Annotated in this window: 15 protein-coding genes, 8 tRNA genes and 2 rRNA genes; 1 reads left to right on the top strand and 24 read right to left on the bottom strand. The window is 35.2% G+C overall.

Going from position 1 to position 18,244, the window contains the following annotated elements:
• Nucleotides 1-680 precede the first annotated feature (680 nt).
• The 14 genes from glmS to OEV82_RS14175 form a co-directional block, all read right to left on the bottom strand.
• A complete protein-coding gene (gene glmS, locus OEV82_RS14240) occupies nucleotides 681-2,483 on the bottom strand; it encodes a glutamine--fructose-6-phosphate transaminase (isomerizing) (RefSeq protein ID WP_173660803.1) in 1,803 nt (600 codons plus the stop codon).
• Between the two features lie 553 nt (nucleotides 2,484-3,036).
• A complete protein-coding gene (gene glmM / locus OEV82_RS14235; RefSeq protein ID WP_173660805.1) occupies nucleotides 3,037-4,386 on the bottom strand; it encodes a phosphoglucosamine mutase in 1,350 nt (449 codons plus the stop codon).
• Nucleotides 4,387-4,437: 51 nt separating this feature from the next.
• Complete coding sequence (locus OEV82_RS14230) at nucleotides 4,438-5,682, bottom strand: CdaR family protein (RefSeq protein WP_173660807.1); 1,245 nt, start codon at nucleotides 5,680-5,682, stop codon at nucleotides 4,438-4,440.
• A complete protein-coding gene (gene cdaA / locus OEV82_RS14225) occupies nucleotides 5,682-6,509 on the bottom strand; it encodes a diadenylate cyclase CdaA (protein WP_173660809.1) in 828 nt (275 codons plus the stop codon). Before cdaA ends, OEV82_RS14230 begins: the two co-directional genes overlap by 1 nt.
• A 237-nt stretch (nucleotides 6,510-6,746) precedes the next feature.
• Complete coding sequence (locus tag OEV82_RS14220; protein ID WP_173660811.1) at nucleotides 6,747-7,367, bottom strand: anti-sigma factor family protein; 621 nt, start codon at nucleotides 7,365-7,367, stop codon at nucleotides 6,747-6,749.
• Between the two features lie 15 nt (nucleotides 7,368-7,382).
• Nucleotides 7,383-7,946 carry an RNA polymerase sigma factor SigW gene (sigW, locus tag OEV82_RS14215; protein WP_173660813.1) on the bottom strand — a complete coding sequence of 188 codons (564 nt, stop codon included), beginning with the start codon at nucleotides 7,944-7,946 and terminating at the stop codon, nucleotides 7,383-7,385.
• 291 nt (nucleotides 7,947-8,237) lie between these two features.
• A complete protein-coding gene (gene rocF, locus OEV82_RS14210; RefSeq protein WP_173660815.1) occupies nucleotides 8,238-9,137 on the bottom strand; it encodes an arginase in 900 nt (299 codons plus the stop codon).
• A 198-nt stretch (nucleotides 9,138-9,335) separates the two neighbouring features.
• A complete protein-coding gene (gene mnhG, locus OEV82_RS14205; RefSeq protein WP_173660832.1) occupies nucleotides 9,336-9,695 on the bottom strand; it encodes a monovalent cation/H(+) antiporter subunit G in 360 nt (119 codons plus the stop codon).
• Nucleotides 9,679-9,963 carry a Na(+)/H(+) antiporter subunit F1 gene (locus OEV82_RS14200; RefSeq protein WP_173660817.1) on the bottom strand — a complete coding sequence of 95 codons (285 nt, stop codon included), beginning with the start codon at nucleotides 9,961-9,963 and terminating at the stop codon, nucleotides 9,679-9,681. The genes mnhG and OEV82_RS14200 overlap by 17 nt, the downstream gene beginning before the upstream one ends.
• Before the next feature lie 2 nt (nucleotides 9,964-9,965).
• Nucleotides 9,966-10,448: a Na+/H+ antiporter subunit E gene (locus tag OEV82_RS14195; protein ID WP_173660820.1), complete on the bottom strand. Its 483-nt coding sequence runs from the start codon at nucleotides 10,446-10,448 to the stop codon at nucleotides 9,966-9,968.
• 5 nt (nucleotides 10,449-10,453) lie between these two features.
• The gene (locus OEV82_RS14190) at nucleotides 10,454-11,941 is read right to left on the bottom strand and encodes a Na+/H+ antiporter subunit D (protein ID WP_173660822.1); all 1,488 of its coding nucleotides are present in this window, start codon (nucleotides 11,939-11,941) and stop codon (nucleotides 10,454-10,456) included.
• Complete coding sequence (locus OEV82_RS14185) at nucleotides 11,934-12,275, bottom strand: Na(+)/H(+) antiporter subunit C (RefSeq protein WP_173660824.1); 342 nt, start codon at nucleotides 12,273-12,275, stop codon at nucleotides 11,934-11,936. Before OEV82_RS14185 ends, OEV82_RS14190 begins: the two co-directional genes overlap by 8 nt.
• Nucleotides 12,275-12,697 (bottom strand): Na(+)/H(+) antiporter subunit B, encoded by a 423-nt coding sequence (locus OEV82_RS14180; protein ID WP_173660826.1) that lies wholly within the window; start codon nucleotides 12,695-12,697, stop codon nucleotides 12,275-12,277. The genes OEV82_RS14185 and OEV82_RS14180 overlap by 1 nt, the downstream gene beginning before the upstream one ends.
• A complete protein-coding gene (locus OEV82_RS14175; protein ID WP_173660828.1) occupies nucleotides 12,694-15,087 on the bottom strand; it encodes a Na+/H+ antiporter subunit A in 2,394 nt (797 codons plus the stop codon). Before OEV82_RS14175 ends, OEV82_RS14180 begins: the two co-directional genes overlap by 4 nt.
• A gap of 238 nt (nucleotides 15,088-15,325) precedes the next feature.
• Between OEV82_RS14175 and OEV82_RS14170 the strand changes: the two genes are divergently transcribed.
• Entirely contained in the window at nucleotides 15,326-15,565 is a 240-nt protein-coding gene (locus tag OEV82_RS14170) for a hypothetical protein (RefSeq protein WP_173660830.1), read from the top strand.
• A gap of 255 nt (nucleotides 15,566-15,820) precedes the next feature.
• Here the strand turns inward: OEV82_RS14170 and OEV82_RS14165 are convergent.
• The 10 genes from OEV82_RS14165 to OEV82_RS14120 form a co-directional block, all read right to left on the bottom strand.
• Nucleotides 15,821-15,893: transfer RNA gene (locus OEV82_RS14165), tRNA-Lys, on the bottom strand.
• 56 nt (nucleotides 15,894-15,949) lie between these two features.
• A tRNA-Gln gene (locus tag OEV82_RS14160) sits at nucleotides 15,950-16,024 on the bottom strand.
• Nucleotides 16,025-16,113: 89 nt separating this feature from the next.
• Nucleotides 16,114-16,198: transfer RNA gene (locus OEV82_RS14155), tRNA-Tyr, on the bottom strand.
• A 22-nt stretch (nucleotides 16,199-16,220) separates the two neighbouring features.
• Nucleotides 16,221-16,293, bottom strand: a tRNA-Thr gene (locus OEV82_RS14150).
• A 238-nt stretch (nucleotides 16,294-16,531) separates the two neighbouring features.
• A tRNA-Val gene (locus OEV82_RS14145) sits at nucleotides 16,532-16,607 on the bottom strand.
• A 3-nt stretch (nucleotides 16,608-16,610) separates the two neighbouring features.
• Nucleotides 16,611-16,685, bottom strand: a tRNA-Glu gene (locus OEV82_RS14140).
• Between the two features lie 966 nt (nucleotides 16,686-17,651).
• Nucleotides 17,652-17,724, bottom strand: a tRNA-Thr gene (locus OEV82_RS14135).
• 1 nt (nucleotide 17,725) lies between these two features.
• Nucleotides 17,726-17,800: transfer RNA gene (locus OEV82_RS14130), tRNA-Asn, on the bottom strand.
• A 53-nt stretch (nucleotides 17,801-17,853) separates the two neighbouring features.
• Nucleotides 17,854-17,969, bottom strand: a 5S ribosomal RNA gene (gene rrf, locus OEV82_RS14125).
• A 159-nt stretch (nucleotides 17,970-18,128) separates the two neighbouring features.
• Nucleotides 18,129-18,244 (bottom strand): 23S ribosomal RNA (locus OEV82_RS14120); the annotation flags it as partial.

Raw genomic sequence — 18,244 nt, 5'->3', positions numbered from 1 at the left:
AACTCTTTTTTTATACGTAGGAGGTTTTAGAATATCCTCTGCAATCGGAAGATTGCGAGTATCTTTTTGTCTACTAGCCTCATATTCTTTTATATATTTACTTACAGTATTTCGGGATTTATTACGGTTGAAAATTGATGGAGCACATATTGTTTCCTGCTATTTTTCCCTACTCTTCCTTCCGCTCTGAATACCGACTATTTAACAGTGGGTACCAACTTTTTAACAGAGGGACGGACTTTTTTACAGGGAGATAGTTCTTCCCTCAAACACCCTATTTTGTCCGTTCTGGGTTGTATCGAATATTCTGGAAATGTTAAAAAGTTTTACTCCAGAATTGAAGAAAGAGCGATGAGAAAAACAGGATAAGCAGTTAGGAAACCTAACGTTTAATGATTGAAAATCCTACGGATTTATATAGTGATGTATAGAAAAATATAGAGAAAGAGGATATTGAAATTACGATTGAATCCTTATTGGACAAGGGATTGAGGATTATTGGTAAATAAAAAGACTGAATCCCGATTGGATCCAGCCCGAAAGAGTATTGTATTTTATTGATAAATTATTGAACTTCTTGTGTTCCTCTACTTTTTCTTTCCTCCGCTTCAGGAAAAGACTTTTTAGCAGAGGGAAAAAGATTTAGTTGGAAGACATATCCAAACAGTTAAGGCTTTTCATTACTCAACGGTTACAGATTTTGCTAAGTTCCGTGGTTTATCCACATCGCAACCTCGATGAAGAGCTGCGTAATAAGAAATATATTGTAACGGAACGACAGAGATGAGCGGTGTTAATAATGGATGAACTTCTGGTAAAACAAATGCATCACCTTTCATGTCTAACCCTTTCATTGAAATGACACATGCATTAGCACCACGAGAAACGACCTCTTTTACATTACCGCGAATATTTAAATTGATATTTTCTTGTGTAGCTAAGGCAAATACTGGTGTTCCGTTTTCAATTAATGCAATTGGTCCATGTTTTAATTCCCCACCAGCAAAACCTTCAGCTTGTATATAAGAAATCTCTTTTAACTTTAAAGCACCTTCTAAACAAACAGCAAAGTCTAGTCCCCGACCAATATAAAAAGCGTTTCGAGAATCTGATAAGAAGTCTCTCGCCATCTGTTCATATTCTTCACGATATTCACAAAGAGTGTCCATTGCATTTGCAACAATACTCAACTCATGAGATAAATCAATACCATTAACAATATTTTTACTTTGTGCAACAGCTTGTGCCAAGATAGAAAGTACAGCAACTTGAGCTGTATATGCCTTTGTAGAAGCAACTGCAATCTCAGGCCCAGCATGTAACAACAAAGTATAATCTGCTTCACGTGACAAAGTAGATCCTGGAACATTTGTAATCGTTAGTGCTTTATAACCCAACTCTTTTACTTTCACAAGTACTGCTCGACTGTCAGCTGTTTCACCACTTTGCGAAATAAAAATAAACATTGGTTTTTCTGTAAGCAAAGGGGTATTGTATACAAATTCGCTTGCCACATGTACCTCAGTTGGGATGTTTGCTAATCGTTCAAAGAAGTTTTTCCCAACCATTCCGGCATGATAACTTGTTCCAGCAGCTACAATATAAAGCCGGTCTGCTTCCTTTATCGCTTCAACAATCGTTTGATCAATTTTTAATTCACCTTGGTTATCCGAATATTCTTTTAAAATTTTTCGAATGACAATCGGCTGTTCGTCAATTTCTTTCAACATATAATGAGGATATGTCCCTTTTTCAATATCACTTGCATCCAATACTGCAGTAAAAGGCTCCCGTTTTACTGTTTCTCCAGTTAATGTTAAAATTTGCACATTATGTTTTGTAACAATAACCATCTCTTTGTCCATTATTTCAACAAATTCCTTTGTTACTTGAAGCATTGCCATAGCATCTGAAGCAACAACATTAAAATCATGACCTAGACCAACAAGTAAAGGACTTTTATTTTTTGCTACATAAATCGTTTCATTGTTTTGGCGATCAATCATTGCGATTGCATAGGAACCTTCTAATCTTTCTAATGTTTTACGAAATGCCTCTTGCACTTCAAGACCGTCATTTACAAACTTTTCAACCAATTGAACGATCACTTCTGTATCCGTATCACTCGTAAACTCAACATCAGACAAATATTCATCAATTAAAAATTCATAGTTTTCAATGACACCATTATGAACAATAGTAAAACGCTCGGAAGAACTTTGATGCGGATGAGCATTTATTTTGCTAGGTTTTCCGTGAGTTGCCCATCGTGTATGACCAATTCCAATATTTGCTGAAACTTCTGGGTCAACGATTTTCCGTAAATCCGCAATACGTCCTTTTTCTTTAAATAAGTGAACACCCGCTTCATTCATAACCGCAATTCCAGCCGAATCATAACCGCGATATTCTAATTTTTCTAATCCTTTTAATAAAATTTCTTTTGAGTCTTGATTTCCGATATAACCAACAATTCCACACATATTATTCGTCCTCCTACTACGAGGGGACAAGACATCATAGCAAATGTTTTAACAACGAATTCGGGGACATCTTGCCCCTCAGTGTTTTATTAATCAAACGTTCGTTTATTTGTTACGCCTTTTTCTCCCCTTTGTGCAGAGAGTCACCCCTCTGTTTTAAGAAAGAAATAACGACTGGCGTAAGAGCCGGAAGGCATCCGCCGAAAATTCGATAAACCTTCTCCTCGTCAACTAATTTTAGATCTCCACTTCATTCAGTATTTACGTAACATTGAATAAAAGTAACGATTCAATATTTAACGTTCATAAGGAATGCTCCTAATAGGAGAAAAGTGGAACTAAAATTAGTTCTGGCGCTTTAAATGTTTTACGTACTATCCTCCTTTCGAAAAAATAAGTGAACGAGTTTATTCTAAAATAAATTCTCTTTCCACGTCAATAAAAAGTTTGTTTCTACGATAAATAAATTGATCTGTTCTGAAGAACCCGTTCATAAAAAAATAATATGCATAAAGGTGTTGATATGTACCTCTATGCATATTATTTAATAAATTTATTCCTTTAAGCCCATTTCTTCTTCAACAACTTTAGCAATCCGATTCACATAAGCTTCACATTCTTCACTTGTTGGAGCCTCGACCATAACACGAACAACAGGTTCCGTTCCAGAAGGACGAACGAGTACACGCCCGTTTCCATTCATTTCACTTTCAACTTGCGCAATTACCTCTTTTACCTTTTCGTTATTTGTTACATTATGTTTATCGGCTACCCGAATATTCACTAGTTCTTGTGGGTATTTCGGCATTTCTTTAGCAAGTTCTGAAAGTGGCTTTTTTGTTTGTTTTAAAATGTTAACTAGTTGTAAACCTGTCAACATACCATCGCCGGTCGTATTGTGGTCTAAGAAAATAATATGTCCAGACTGTTCCCCGCCAAGGTTATAACCATTTTTTTTCATTTCTTCAACAACATATCGGTCACCAACTTTTGTAGGTATACTTTGAATACCTTGTTTCTCCAAAGCCTTATAAAAACCCAAGTTACTCATAACTGTTGATACAACCGTTTGTTGTCTTAAGCGTCCTTCTTGTTTCATATATTTTGCACATATATACATAATTTGGTCACCGTCAACAATACCACCTGTCTCATCAATGGCAATACAACGGTCACCATCACCATCAAAGGCTAATCCGATATCAGCCCCTTTTTCTAAAACAAATTTTGCTAACGCATCTGGATTTGTTGAACCTACACCTTCGTTAATATTCAAACCATTCGGTGAAGCACCCATTGTTGAAAGATCCGCTTCTAAGTCAGCAAAAAGATAGTTGGCAAGAGATGACGTTGCACCATTCGCACAATCTAAGGCAACATGGATTCCAGAGAAATCATCATCAACCGTTTGTTTTAAATATTGTATGTATTTTTGTCCACCTTCAAAGTAATCATTGACCATCCCTAAATGTTCTCCTGTTGGACGTGGCAACGTATCTACTTCTAAGTCTAAATATTTTTCAATTTCTGCCTCTTGTTCATCCGTTAATTTAAAACCATCTGGCCCAAAAAATTTAATACCATTATCAGCAACAGGATTATGGGATGCTGAAATCATAATTCCCGCATGAGCACTTAACGCCTTTGTCAAATAAGCAACACCTGGTGTTGAAATTACTCCTAAGCGCATAACCTCAGCACCAATCGAAAGTAATCCTGCAACTAATGCACCTTCGAGCATATGACCAGAGATTCTCGTGTCGCGACCGATCAAAAATTTTGCTTTTGGCTCTCCTTTTGATAATACATACCCCCCAAATCGACCAAGTTTAAAGGCTAACTCTGGGGTTAATTCACTATTTGCGACACCTCTAACTCCATCTGTACCAAAATACTTTCCCATTATCAATCTCTCCTTCCAATCTAGAATATTGCTATTTTCGTTTTTTGTCCACTATTCTTCCGTCGAAATTTCATTTATCGCCACTTTTACTTTATTTTGTTTTAGTTCCCACGAAACGTTCTCTGGACCAGTCACATTTATATCTAAATCATGTTCTCCAATATCTAATCCTTCAACATTAATGGTTAAATCAAAATCATCTTTCTTTAGATTTTGAAGAGCTTTTTCCTGACCAATGACGGTTAAATCGACTTGTCCGTTTTCCGGATCAAGAAAAGATAGTGCATAGTTATCATTTAAACCAATATATCCAATAGGAATATTTTCAAAAGTACGAGAATTCATTTTCTCTACTTCAATCTGAACCGTTATTGTTTCAGGTTTTATTGCAAATATATCATCCTGCAAAGGAATTGGTACTGTTACTTCTTGACTTTCAGTAATCTCGCTTACATCGATCGGTACAGTCAAGTTTGTAATTTTTTCTAAAGTACTTTGTTTTCCGTAAATAACAACTTCCTTTGTTTGCGACTGAATGCTTTCAATTTTGACGTTTGGAGGTGGACTTCCTTTTTGCTCCAAGTTTATTGAGACGGTCTTTTCAGGACTTTGAACTGGAACTTTTACTTTAACTTGCTCTGGTTCAACATCCACATTCAGTTTATCAAGGTTTTGATCCAGCACAGTCAATGTAGCTCTTTGAGTTAAATCTTTTTTAATACCACCTTCATGTTCAATAATTGCCAGTATATAACTTATGCGATCAACAACATCTTTTCCTCCAGTAACTGTTACAGTATCTGGTTCAACCATTGGTTCCCCAGCTGTATAACCTTCTTCTAGTAGTGATGTGTTAAATTGAACTTCAACTGGAAATTCTTTTGTCACCTTTTCTTGCATATTCACAGTAGCTTTTGTAGGTTCAATTTGAACCGTTAATTTATCAGAAATATCTTCAATTTGAAACTCAACTTCTTGTGTACCTATATCGGCATCGTATAAATCAAGGTAAACGTTGAAGTTTCTTAAATTTTCTGTTGTCCGGACAATACTAGACGGTCCCTCAATCAAAACTGTAACCGTTTGTGGGGAACTTGTAACCACATAATTTTCTTCGTCATAAAATAACTGGACAGGTACATCTTCAATCACCGCAGAAGAATCATGATTTGCCGAAGCCGGTCTTTCCACTTTCTCATCAATATATGCTGTCGTATAAAGCAATAAAGCAACAAGTAGAGCAAGAATACGGACAAACCATTTACTTTCCATGAGTCTATCAAAAAATCGATCCATTATTTTTTCACCCACTTGCTCCAGAGATTAGCAGTTGTTGGTGGCTCTGACTTCATTAAACGATCAGCTAACATATCCTTTAATTGATCGAGGGTTATGTCTCGATGCAATTCTCCATTTTTTGTTAATGAAATTCCACCCGTTTCTTCGGAAATAACAACTGTTATGCTATCTGTTACTTCACTTATTCCTATTGCTGCTCGATGTCGTGTACCAAGTTCTTTTGGTATAAATGGACTTTCTGAGAGTGGTAAATAACAAGCAGCCGCTTTTATCTCATAATCCTGAATAATAACCGCTCCATCATGAAGAGGAGTATTCGGTATAAATGTATTAATGAGGAGTTCACTACTTACATTCGCATTTAGCGGAATACCAGTTTCGATATAATCATTTAATCCCGTTTCTTGAGCAATAGATATCAATGCACCGATACGCCGTTTACCCATATATTCACAAGCCTTTACAATGGCGTTAACAACTTGCTCTTGTTTTTCCGCTTCTTTTTGTCGAGCTCTTGTAAAAATTTTACCTCTACCAAGGTGTTCAAGTGCTCTACGTAACTCCGGTTGGAAAATGATAATGATCGCTAAAAATCCCCAATCAATAACTTGTTCCATTAACCAACCTAAAGTTCTTAATCCAAATAGGTCACTCAGTCCACGTAAAACAAGGATAATAAAAATCCCATTAATTAATTGAACAGCTTTCGTACCTCTAACAATCATAAAAATTTTATATAATATATACCAAACGACTAAAATGTCAACGATACTAGCTATATAATCAAGAATTGTAAAATCTTCAAAAAAGTTCGCAAAGAGCATAAACGTTCCTCCATTTATCGATGCAAACAACTTCAACTATCGTTTAAAGTAAAGTCTTTTCCGAAAAATCCATACATATTAATATATGTATTGAACTTGTGCCATATTTTAGTATTATACCATATAGCCATCATCCTACGCTATTTCACATTATGACAATCAGATAACCGAGAGTCAATATTTTCACAATGGAATTATAAAAAAAGTTGCCCTTATAAAGGCAACCTTTAATCATTATTACAAACCAGCTAATAAGTTCATAATGCTATTAAATCCATTTTTAATCTGGTACCATAACCAACTGAAAATCTCATTGATTTCTTCAATTTCTCCTGTAACTTCACCGGCACTGGCTAAATATTTATCACCATTTACAACTGTTACATTCCCTTCAACTGTCCCCTCAATACGGATATCACCATTTCGAACCACGATATCTCCTTTAATCGTTTCTCCTTCAGGAACAACCGCTGTATTGTTCTCAATAATAATATTTGGGTCCTTCGTTACTGAAAATTGATTAGAATCGCCCCATGTTGAGAACAAACTGCCAGACATAAGGATAACGAAAACAGCTGCTGCTGTCAGAAATGGATGATGACTAAACCACCGTTTAATGCCAACTTTTTTCTTCTCTTTTGGCAGTTTCTCTATAACTTTTAATGTGAAATCATCCGGTGCTTTTATATGTGACATACTTTGAACTAAAGCAGTTGTTTTTTCTAATTCATGTAAATGCTTTTGACAATCGGAACAAATGGCTAAATGGTCTTGAAGGATTTGTTTATGTTCAGGTGAAATTTCTCCATCCAAGTACTCATGCATATATTCTTTAATATTAACAGGACATTGACCCATTTCTTTCACCTCACATTAAATATTGCGGAGCTGCTTACGTAAAGCTTCCCTTCCTCTATGTATCCGAGTTTTCACTGTTCCGATTGGTAAGTCTAATACTTCGCTAATTTCCTTCAATGATAATTCCTCTATATACTTTAATAAAATAACGGAACGGTATTTTTCCGGTAACTTAAGAATTTCCATTTGAATAATTTCTTGTAACTCCATTTTTGCAACTTTCTCATCGGGTGACATTTCCTTTGATTTTACTTGGGAATATAAATTTAACCCATCCGTACCCGCTACTTCTGCATCCAAAAAATAATCCGGTTTCTTTTTCCGAATACGATCAATACAAAGGTTTGTAGCAATGCGATATAACCATGTAGAAAATTTTCGATTAATGTTATACCGTTCAATATTAACATATGCTCTAATGAAAGCTTCTTGTGCTATATCCTCTGCTTCATGGGCATTTCCCAACATCCGGTAACAAAGTTGGTAAATCCTATCCTTATATATTTCGACAATTTCCCCAAAAGCATTATGATCCCCTTTTCGGACTTCATTAATTCGGGATTTTACAAATTCTTCCATTTTTTCCCTCCGCTCTATGCGGTTCATTATTATTACGGTTTAACTCTCATAAAGTTTCATCAGTCACTTCAATTATTATACTACTTTTTTGTCTTTATTGGTGTTTCTTATAGCTAAATTATCTATCTAATAATAGTATTATCAGCAAGAGTATACATTTCTATTGTTAACGACGTTTTACATTTGTGTTCATAACACTATTCAATGTTAACACAAAATAAAAACCACGATATTTCTACCGTGGTTTCCCAATACTCACATCTACTAATCATACAAACTCGTATTATTAATTTACAGTAACTGCTCACCCAATAAAGACCCCATCAAATCCACAGCTAGAATACCTGTTTTATTTCGTTCATCTAAAATTGGGTTTACCTCGACAAACTCTGCTGAAGTAATAAGCCCAGATTCTGCTAACATTTCCATTGCCAAATTACTCTCACGATAGCCTAAGCCACCTACTACCGGCGTTCCAACTCCCGGTGCAAATAATGGATCTAAGGCATCCAAATCAAGAGATAAATGTACACCATCTGTTCGTTCTTTCAAATAGCTAATCGTTTCTTCCATTACTCTCGGCATACCTAATTTATCAATTTCATGCATAGTGTAAACTTTAATCCCTTTTTCTTTTATTAATTGTTTTTCACCAGGATCTAATGACCTTGCCCCTATAATAACTATATTTTCTGATTTAATCTTTGGTGAATAACCACCGATTTCAACAAGTTCCTTTGCTCCTAATCCTAAGCTTGCTGCAAGTGGCATACCATGTATATTGCCCGATGGAGAGGTTTCAACTGTATTCAAATCACCATGTGCATCATACCAAATAACCCCTAATCGATCATAATACTTCGACACTCCAGCAAGTGTACCGATAGCGATACTATGATCACCACCCAACACTAATGGGAAATGTCCATTTTCCATAATTTCGTCTACTTTTTCAGCCAGTCTCTTATTTGCATTTACCACCGCTTCTAAATTTCTTAGGCCTGTTTTCGGGTCCGTTACTAATTTTGGTCTACCAATTTGGATATCTCCCCAATCATGTACTTCATATCCAATACGTTCCAATCTATCTACTATACCAGCATATCGAATTGCACTTGGTCCCATATCCACTCCTCGTCGCAATTGCCCTAAATCCATTGGTGCACCGATAATTGAGATTTTCTTTTTCATAGCGAATACCTCCTCTGTTTCTATAGTAAACGCTTCCAAAAAATGACTCAACCCAACTAATTTTTGCATAATTATACATTTTTTAAAAAATCAGTTACCTTAAAGATAGCCATAAATACCTTCATTTTAATATAATTTAAATAAGTTTTAATGCATCAAAAAAGTCTGGACTGATTTACTATCCAGACTTGAAAATATTCAATGATTACTCATATCTTTAGTATGAATTTTCCCTTTTAAATCATCCCGCGCACTTTTTTCCCACATTTTTACACCAGTATAATAAGCAGCCCGATTTATTAAATGACCGCCAACAGGCGATGTTATAAAAATAAATACGATTGCTAAAATTAATCTCGTATTACTATTTCCTGATGCATAAAAGTAAATAAAGGTACCAACTAATATTAGCATAACCCCTAAAGTTGAACTTTTTGATGCAGCATGATTTCGTGTATATACATCAGGCAGACGAATAATACCAAAAGCTGCTACCAATGTTAAAAACACACCAAGACCGATACAAATCAATACGATAATCTCAATTGTCGTGGTCACGTTCAAATATGACCCCCTTTGCTAAAAACTTGGAAAATGATGCTGTTCCGATAAAGGATAAAATCCCTAACAATAATATAACATCTAAATAAGCACTTGTTTTTAAAATAATCGAAAAGACAGCTACCATACTAATTAACACGATTCCCATACCATCTAGGGCAATAACACGATCAGGGATGGATGGCCCCTTAATGAGTCGATAAATAAACCCAACCATAGCTAATGCTAATAATACCATAACAATATATAATGCTATATCAAACATTTTTATCGACTCACCTCCAAAATTGCTTTTTCAAAAGTGTTTTTAATCCCGTCGACTGCTTCCTCTACATTTGGGACATGAATAGCATGAATATACAATACACGTTCATTACCATTTTCTAGAACATCTACAACCAACGTACCCGGTGTTAATGTTATTAAATTCGAGAGTACAGTTACCTCCCACTCTTTTTTCAAAGAAGTCTTATATTCAAAAATACCTGGTTGGAAATTTAAAGTTGGACTTAACACAATTTTTAGTACATTAATATTCGACAGTATTAATTCCTTTAAAAACAGTAATACAAGGTATATAACTGCCCAAACTCGCCCCAAGTAAAATCGAGTGTTCAAAAAATGACGGGCTATAAAAATTAAAATCAATCCAATTAAAAATCCAACAACGAATGTTGATAAATCATATGATGATTTTAAGTACATCCAAACTAACGCAATGAGTAAGTTTAATAGAATTTGAAAGGCCATATGCATTACTCCTTTAATACCGCTTCGATATAGATCTCTGGATTAATCAATGGTTCAACGGCTTGAGCAATAAAAGAATGAACAGCTTCTGCTCCAACTCCATAAAACACTGAAATTACCACGATTAAAATAATTGGCATAAGCAGAGCATGATAAGAAACATTCTCCTTCGAAACATACATCTGATCTGCTTTGCCCCAAAAACCAAAAATAAAGATTTTCATTACCGAATAAAGCACTAATATACTTGTAATAAGAATAATCATTGAACCAATAAATTCATTTGCTTCAAATCCACCTTGCACAGTCAACATCTTTCCAACAAACCCACTTAATGGAGGGATACCTCCCAAAGAGAGCGCTGCAATGAAATAAGTCCAGGCTAGTGTTGGATAGTGCTTAATTAATCCACTAAACTTGCGGAGATTGCTTGTTCCTGTAATATGAATAATCATACCGATAAGCAGGAATAATGCAGCTTTAATTAACATGTCATGTATTAAGTAAAAGACAGATCCTGTTAACGATGTTTCCGTTGAGACGGCAACGCCATATAAGATAACCCCAATCGCCGTAATAATATTATAAATAATAATTTGTTTTATATCCCAATATGCAATTGAGCCAATCACACCGATGATTACCGTTATAATCGCCAAAATCATAAGCATTTCGTATAAATGTCCTTGTTCGAAATTAAAGAATAGAGTAAATGTCCTAATAATAGAATATACACCCACTTTTGTCAGTAATGCACCAAATAAGGCCATAACTGGTATTGGTGGCACTGCATAAGAACCCGGCAACCAGAAATATAGTGGGAATATAGCCCCTTTCATTCCAAAGACGATTAAAAACAACACAGCTATGACAGTTAAAATACCAGGAACTTCATTTAATGATGTTATACGTTCCCCAATTTGGGCCATATTTAACGTTCCGACAACAGAATATAACATAGCAATAGCAATAACAAAAAATGCAGACGAAATTACATTAACGGTTAAATATTTTAAAGACTCACGTAGCTGTCTTTTCGTTCCACCAATAACAAGTAGAACATAAGATGCCATTAACATCACTTCGAAAAATACAAACATGTTAAAAATATCTCCAGTTGTAAAGGCTCCAATTACTCCAATGATTTGAAATTGAATAATTGAATAGTAATAAAACTTTTCACGTTGTTTACCTATAGATTTAAAAGAATACAAAATTACAACAAATCCAATTATAGTAGTTGAGAGAACAAGTAAGGCTGATAACATATCAGATACCAACGTTATACCGAATGGGGCTGGCCAACTTCCAATATCTAACTTTTGTATGCCCTTTTCGGAAACTTCCCTCACGAGTATTAACGCTACAATGATGTTAATTAAAGCCGATAATGCTGAAATATATCGCTGTACTATCACATTTTTAGCAAAAAAGATTAATATAACAGCTGCTAGGAGCGGTACCAAAATTGGTAGTACTACTAAATTATTCATTCTCTTCCGTTCCTCTCATTTTATCTATATTGTCTGTTCCTAATTCTTGATAAGCCCGGTAAGCTATGACTAAAAATAACGCAGTTACTCCGAAGCTAATGACAATAGCAGTTAAGATCAAAGCTTGCGGAAGTGGGTCAGTTACCGAAACTCCAATATCATTTACAAGTGGGACCGCTCCTTTCTTTAAACCACCCATTGTCAATATTAACAAATGTGCTCCATGGCTTAATAAGCCTGACGCAATAATAATACGTAAAATACTTTTAGATAAAAAAAGATAAGTTGCTGTTGCAAATAGTACACCTATAATAATCGCCATTAATATTTCCATTATTCACTCTCCCCTAACGTTTGAATAATGGTCATTGTTGCACCAACTACGACCAAATATACACCTAAATCAAACAATGCCGCCGTATGAAGAGATGTTTTCCCTAATAAAGGAAGATAAAAATAGTCATACGTATGAGTAAAAAATGGAACGTCAAAAAGGAGTGCACCCGCTGCAGTTACAACTGAAATGAGCAATCCTATTCCTATAACCCATTTAAAGTCAATCGGCAACGAATTAGCAATTGTTTTCATATCAAATGCTAGCAACAGAAGAACAAGTGCTCCTGCTGTAACCAATCCACCTACGAAACCACCACCTGGTCGATAATGGCCTTCAAAAAACAGATGAATAGCAAACATCATAATGATAAAAAATACGGTTTTTGCAGTAACTTTAAGAATCAAATCAGAGGATTTCATTTTTCACTCCTCCTTGCTAATCTCAACTTAATTAACCCATAAATACCTAAACCAGCAATGGCTAATACAGAAATTTCAAATAACGTATCAAATCCCCTGAAATCAACAAGGATTACATTTACCATATTTTCTCCGCCAGCCGGATCATATGTGTTATCAACATAGTACTGAGAAATAGAATCAAATAATTTTGTACTGTATGATGAAATAGCGAGTAGTGTGACAACTAAACCGACACCTATAGCAATTAAAGCATTATTCAATTTAAACCTTCTCGTTTCTGGGTGCCTAAATTTCTTTGGTAAATGATAAAAAGCGAGTAAGAAGAGTGCCACAGAAATCGTTTCAATGACTAACTGAGTTAAGGCCAAATCAGGTGCACGGAATACAACAAATAATAACGATACGGTATAACCTACAGCACCTAAAGCGATAATGGATGTTAATCGTGATTTTGCGAAAACAATTGTTATACAACCAATCACAATAAGTAAACTTAAAACAATTTCATAAATACTTATTTCTCCCACCTTCGATGTATTTAAAACAAATGCGTTCATACTCCACATTGTGAATCCTAAGAAACCGATAAAGAATATAAATATATAAGCTAAATATGAACGAAGATAACCAGTCATATGAGATCGAATGACCAAATTCGATCCTGTTTCTAATGAAGGAATAAAGGAATCATATAACTTATTAAGGGTTAATTTTTTAGGGAATAAATCATAAATTTTTTTCCATTTCCCTTGTGATTGATATAAAGCAAAACCAATTACGATCACACCTATCGTCATATACAGTTCTGGCCCGAACCCGTGCCAGTGGGAAATGTGGACTTCATATTTAAATTTTGGTAACACCGAATAGGCAACAGATTCAATTAAGCCACCTAAAAGGGCATTTGGAAATAGACCAAATATAACGACAAGGGATCCTAAAACAACTGGTGGGATTAACATACCGATTGGTGGTTCATGTGGTTTCTTTTCCATCTTTTCCGGTTGAAAACTCCCACCAAAGGTTTTCCAAACAAAAATCATACTATATATAAATGTAAATACACTACCAACCCAAGCTAAAACTGGAAACAGTACTCCCAAAGTTTCCATATTAAAGATATCTAATTGGAGTACGCGAATCATGCCAGTGAAAAACATCTCTTTACTTAAGAAACCATTAAATGGTGGGATACCCGCCATGGATAACGTACCGATTAATGCAACTGTAAATGTAATTGGAAGAAAGTTCATTAATCCACCTAATTTACGTATATCCCTTGTTCCCGTTTCATGATCGACAATCCCAGCGACCATGAATAAACTACCTTTAAATGTTGCATGGTTAATCAAGTGAAATATAGCTGCAATGATTGCAACTGTATAAATATTTTCGTCAATATCATAATGAATAGCAGCTGCCCCTACACCAAACAAACTTAAAATTAGACCGAGTTGACTGACCGTTGAGAAAGCCAAAATTGCTTTTAAATCGGTTTGTTTTACAGCATTAAATGAACCCCAAAACAGGGTAAAAATTCCAATTCCTCCTATTAACCAAACCCATAAACCACTTGAGTCAAAAGCAAATATTGGAGTCATTCTAGCAACTAAATAAATACCTGCTTTTACCATTGTTGCAGAATGTAAATAGGCGCTGACTGGAGTCGGTGCTTCCATAGCGTCAGGTAACCAAATATAAAACGGAAATTGTGCAGACTTGGTAAAAGCTCCTAATAAGAGTAAAACCATTGCAAAAACAAATAAATCATGATTTACAATAACATTCACTTGTGTCATTAACTCTTGGATACTGAATGTCCCTGCAATAACGTATAAAATAAGAATTCCACCAAGTAAACAAAGACCACCGAATACGGTGATTAACATCGATTTCAATGCACCGTATCTTGATTTCTCGCGTTCGTACCAATAACCAATAAGTAGGAAAGAAGAGAAACTAGTGAGTTCCCAAAACGTATACAGGACAATGAGGTTGTCTGATAGTACAACTCCTAACATCGCCCCCATAAATAATAGTAAATACATATAAAAGGTATTTAATTGCTCTTTATCTTTATTTAGATAATAAATAGAATATAAAACGACAAGGGAACCTATTCCTGTTATCAGTAAGGCGAAGAGTATCCCTAAACCGTCTAATCTAGCAGTAAAATCTACATTTAATGAGGGAATCCATGGCAAACTTCGAACTATTTCCTTCCCTTGTAAAAGAGTAGGTATAAATTGAATAAAGTAAATAAATAAGATGACTGGAATGAACAATACGATCCAGCCTGTATGTATTTTTCTTAAAGATTTATAAAAAATAGGAACAAAAAACGCAAAAATAAATGGCATTAAAATAGCTAAATGCAACGCTGACATTTGAAACCTCCTTCAGTAATGATCACAACAGAGAAAACATGAACAATTTTTATTTTTAGTTCATATTTTTAATTACAATTTAAAATAATTTGTTTCTATTTACTTTAATAATATTAGAGTGTGTTAAGATGGTTAAAATTATGATTTGATCAAACTAGATCGTATATTAAATCTTCAATTTTTATGAATAGAAAGGAAAAGAATTTGTAACAATAAAAATAAAAATGATGGTGGTAATATGAATAAAATCATAATTTCACTTGTTATATTTTTAGCTTTATTTTTTTGTGCATGGCTTATCAATAAGAATTCAGTAAAATATAATGAATATGAAAATCAAGCTCCAATAGAAAACATTCCCTTGTCAACCATTAATGAAGTAGAAGCAGAGACACAAGAACCCGACAGTCAATCACCAACAGTTAAAAAGGAAAAACAATTTGGACCTCGAGAATATGTAAAACTTCGCTATCCTTAAGTATTTCCCCCTTTCTTAAACAAAAAGGCAGTCAACAAAGAAAGAAACTGATTTTTTAGAAAAAAACAATACAAATAAAAGGAGTCTATCAAATAGGGTATAATGAACCCAGAATGACAGACTCCACCTTAAGATTATATTCGTTTATACTAATACTTTATCAAATACTGTAAATGTTTTCAATAATAAATTATATATTTCCTTTAATATGAAAAAAGTCCAAAATCCTTATATCAAGAATTTCAGACCTTTGGATGAGCCGTAGAGGATTCGAACCTCTGACCCTCTGATTAAAAGTCAGATGCTCTACCGACTGAGCTAACGGCTCATGTTTGTATGTTTTCACTTGTTCAAAACAATTCTTCGGCATCCTGTCTAAGTGAATGGCTGGGCCGGCTGGATTCGAACCAGCGCATCACGGAGTCAAAGTCCGTTGCCTTACCACTTGGCTACGGCCCATTGATAATACAATAGTTATTCTTCCAACATTACTAAAGGGAATACTTTCTAATTGAATTTGATATCAATGGTGCCACTATTATTTGAAATGGTGGAGGGGGACGGATTCGAACCGCCGAACCCTGAGGGAGCGGATTTACAGTCCGCCGCGTTTAGCCACTTCGCTACCCCTCCAGAAGTTATATGTTTTAATATATGCCGACTGCAGGACTTGAACCCGCAACCTACTGATTACGATTCAGTTGCTCTACCAATTGAGCTAAGTCGGCAAAATGTAATTAGTTCATTGGATTTGTTTTTCTATTGTCGTCCCGCTCTCAGTAAGTTTATCAAGTAGCAATTCGAGCGGTACGCTGTTGTATTGCTGCGCAGATTATTCGTTCGTGCTCTACCAATTGAGCTAAGTCGGCAAATTGTAAACAGCTCATTGGATTTTTTCTTATTTTGTGCTACTCTCGATAATATTATTCAAGTAGAAGTAACATAAGACTCTATTAACACTTTTAATGGTGGAGGATGACGGGATCGAACCGCCGACCCCCTGCTTGTAAGGCAGGTGCTCTCCCAGCTGAGCTAATCCTCCAATTGGTGACCCCTACGGGATTCGAACCCGTGTTACCGCCGTGAAAGGGCGGTGTCTTAACCACTTGACCAAGGGGCCGTACAAATATTTATCTCTCAAGCTGACGTTTTTTATTATATCGAGAATGGACATGTTTGTAAAGAACGAAATTGAAGTTTAAATTTTCAAACATTTACTTTCCTAATCCTCTACTCAAATCACATGTTAGTTTTTTTCCTTTACTCCACAATATAAATAGGGAATATAAACTTTGTGCTCACTATAAAGCAATGATTTTTTACTGCTGAAAGATCGGGACATCATTCCCACTAAAATCTAATACCAGAATCTACAAAACGCTTCATACCTCGTGTTCTATATTTAATTTCGCATTTAAACATTTCCTTGTTCGAGTGAATCAACTATTTATGCTCGTATACAGCATCAGCAAAAGAGTAATTAGTCGGAAGGAACACGAATTCGTTATAATGTGTGTTCAAACGAGTAACTGAAGTCCAAATATTTTTTTGCGTACACTTGTAAAAATAATTCGGTGAAACTCTGTATCAAGTCTATGGAAGTCTCTTTCCTTTCCATCCTGGCCAACCATTCGTTCTTGTATAACTAAATTATTATTAATGCGGTAAGCTTTCTTTGGAATAATGTTTACAGGCTATTCCACAATCTCTTTTTCCATAAAAAAGCGCATAAATGTTGCCTCTTCCATTAGTTGTAAATCAATCTTTCCTAAACTCCACGAATAGGTGTTCTTGAAATATTAAGTTTTGGGCGAAGTCTATTTCACTTATTGCTTGACCCGACTTCAGTTCTAAGAACATGATAGCATCCTTTATAACTCTATAAGATTAATCTTTGTTGTTTTTCCTGGTGGTATAGTAAACATTATAATTTGCTCCCCGCAAAATTTTATGATCCCCAAAATGCAAACGGTTTATATTTGTAGTATACGATCAAACATTTTTATATAGGAATTCATTAAAGTTTTGGAATAATAAATTTAAAAAAAGCGATATCCTATACTGGATATCGCTTAAGCCTTTCGTAAGCTTCCAGCCGGACTTGAACCGACGACCCCTTCCTTACCATGGAAGTGCTCTACCTGCTGAGCTATGGAAGCATGGCTCCGCAGGTAGGATTCGAACCTACGACCGATCGGTTAACAGCCGATTGCTCTACCACTGAGCTACTGCGGAATAACAAAAATTTTTTACAAAATTATTTAATTTTAAATTAATAGTATAAAATAGCCTGGCAACGTCCTACTCTTGCAAAGGGGAACCCTTCACTACCATCGGCGCTGAGAAGCTTAACTTCCGTGTTCGGGATGGGAACGGGTGTGACCTTCTCGCTATCATTACCAAGCTAATATTTGTATTTTATAAGAATTACCTATAAAAGATACTATTTAGAGAATTTATAGGACTTACTAATATTATACTTATTCAATTAAATAATTCAAGTCTATTTCTCATTCTTTCAAAACTAGATAACGCAAGGCAAGTAAACCAAGTTTGTTGTCAATTGGTTAAGTCCTCGAACGATTAGTATCCGTCAGCTCCACACGTCACCGTGCTTCCACCTCGGACCTATCAACCTTGTCATCTTCAAGGGTTCTTACTTCCATAAAGGAATGGGAA

The sequence above is a fragment of the Pallidibacillus thermolactis genome (assembly GCF_025660415.1).
Lineage (GTDB): Bacteria > Bacillota > Bacilli > Bacillales > Caldibacillaceae > Pallidibacillus > Pallidibacillus thermolactis.
This window is presented reverse-complemented; position numbering and strand designations above follow the sequence as displayed.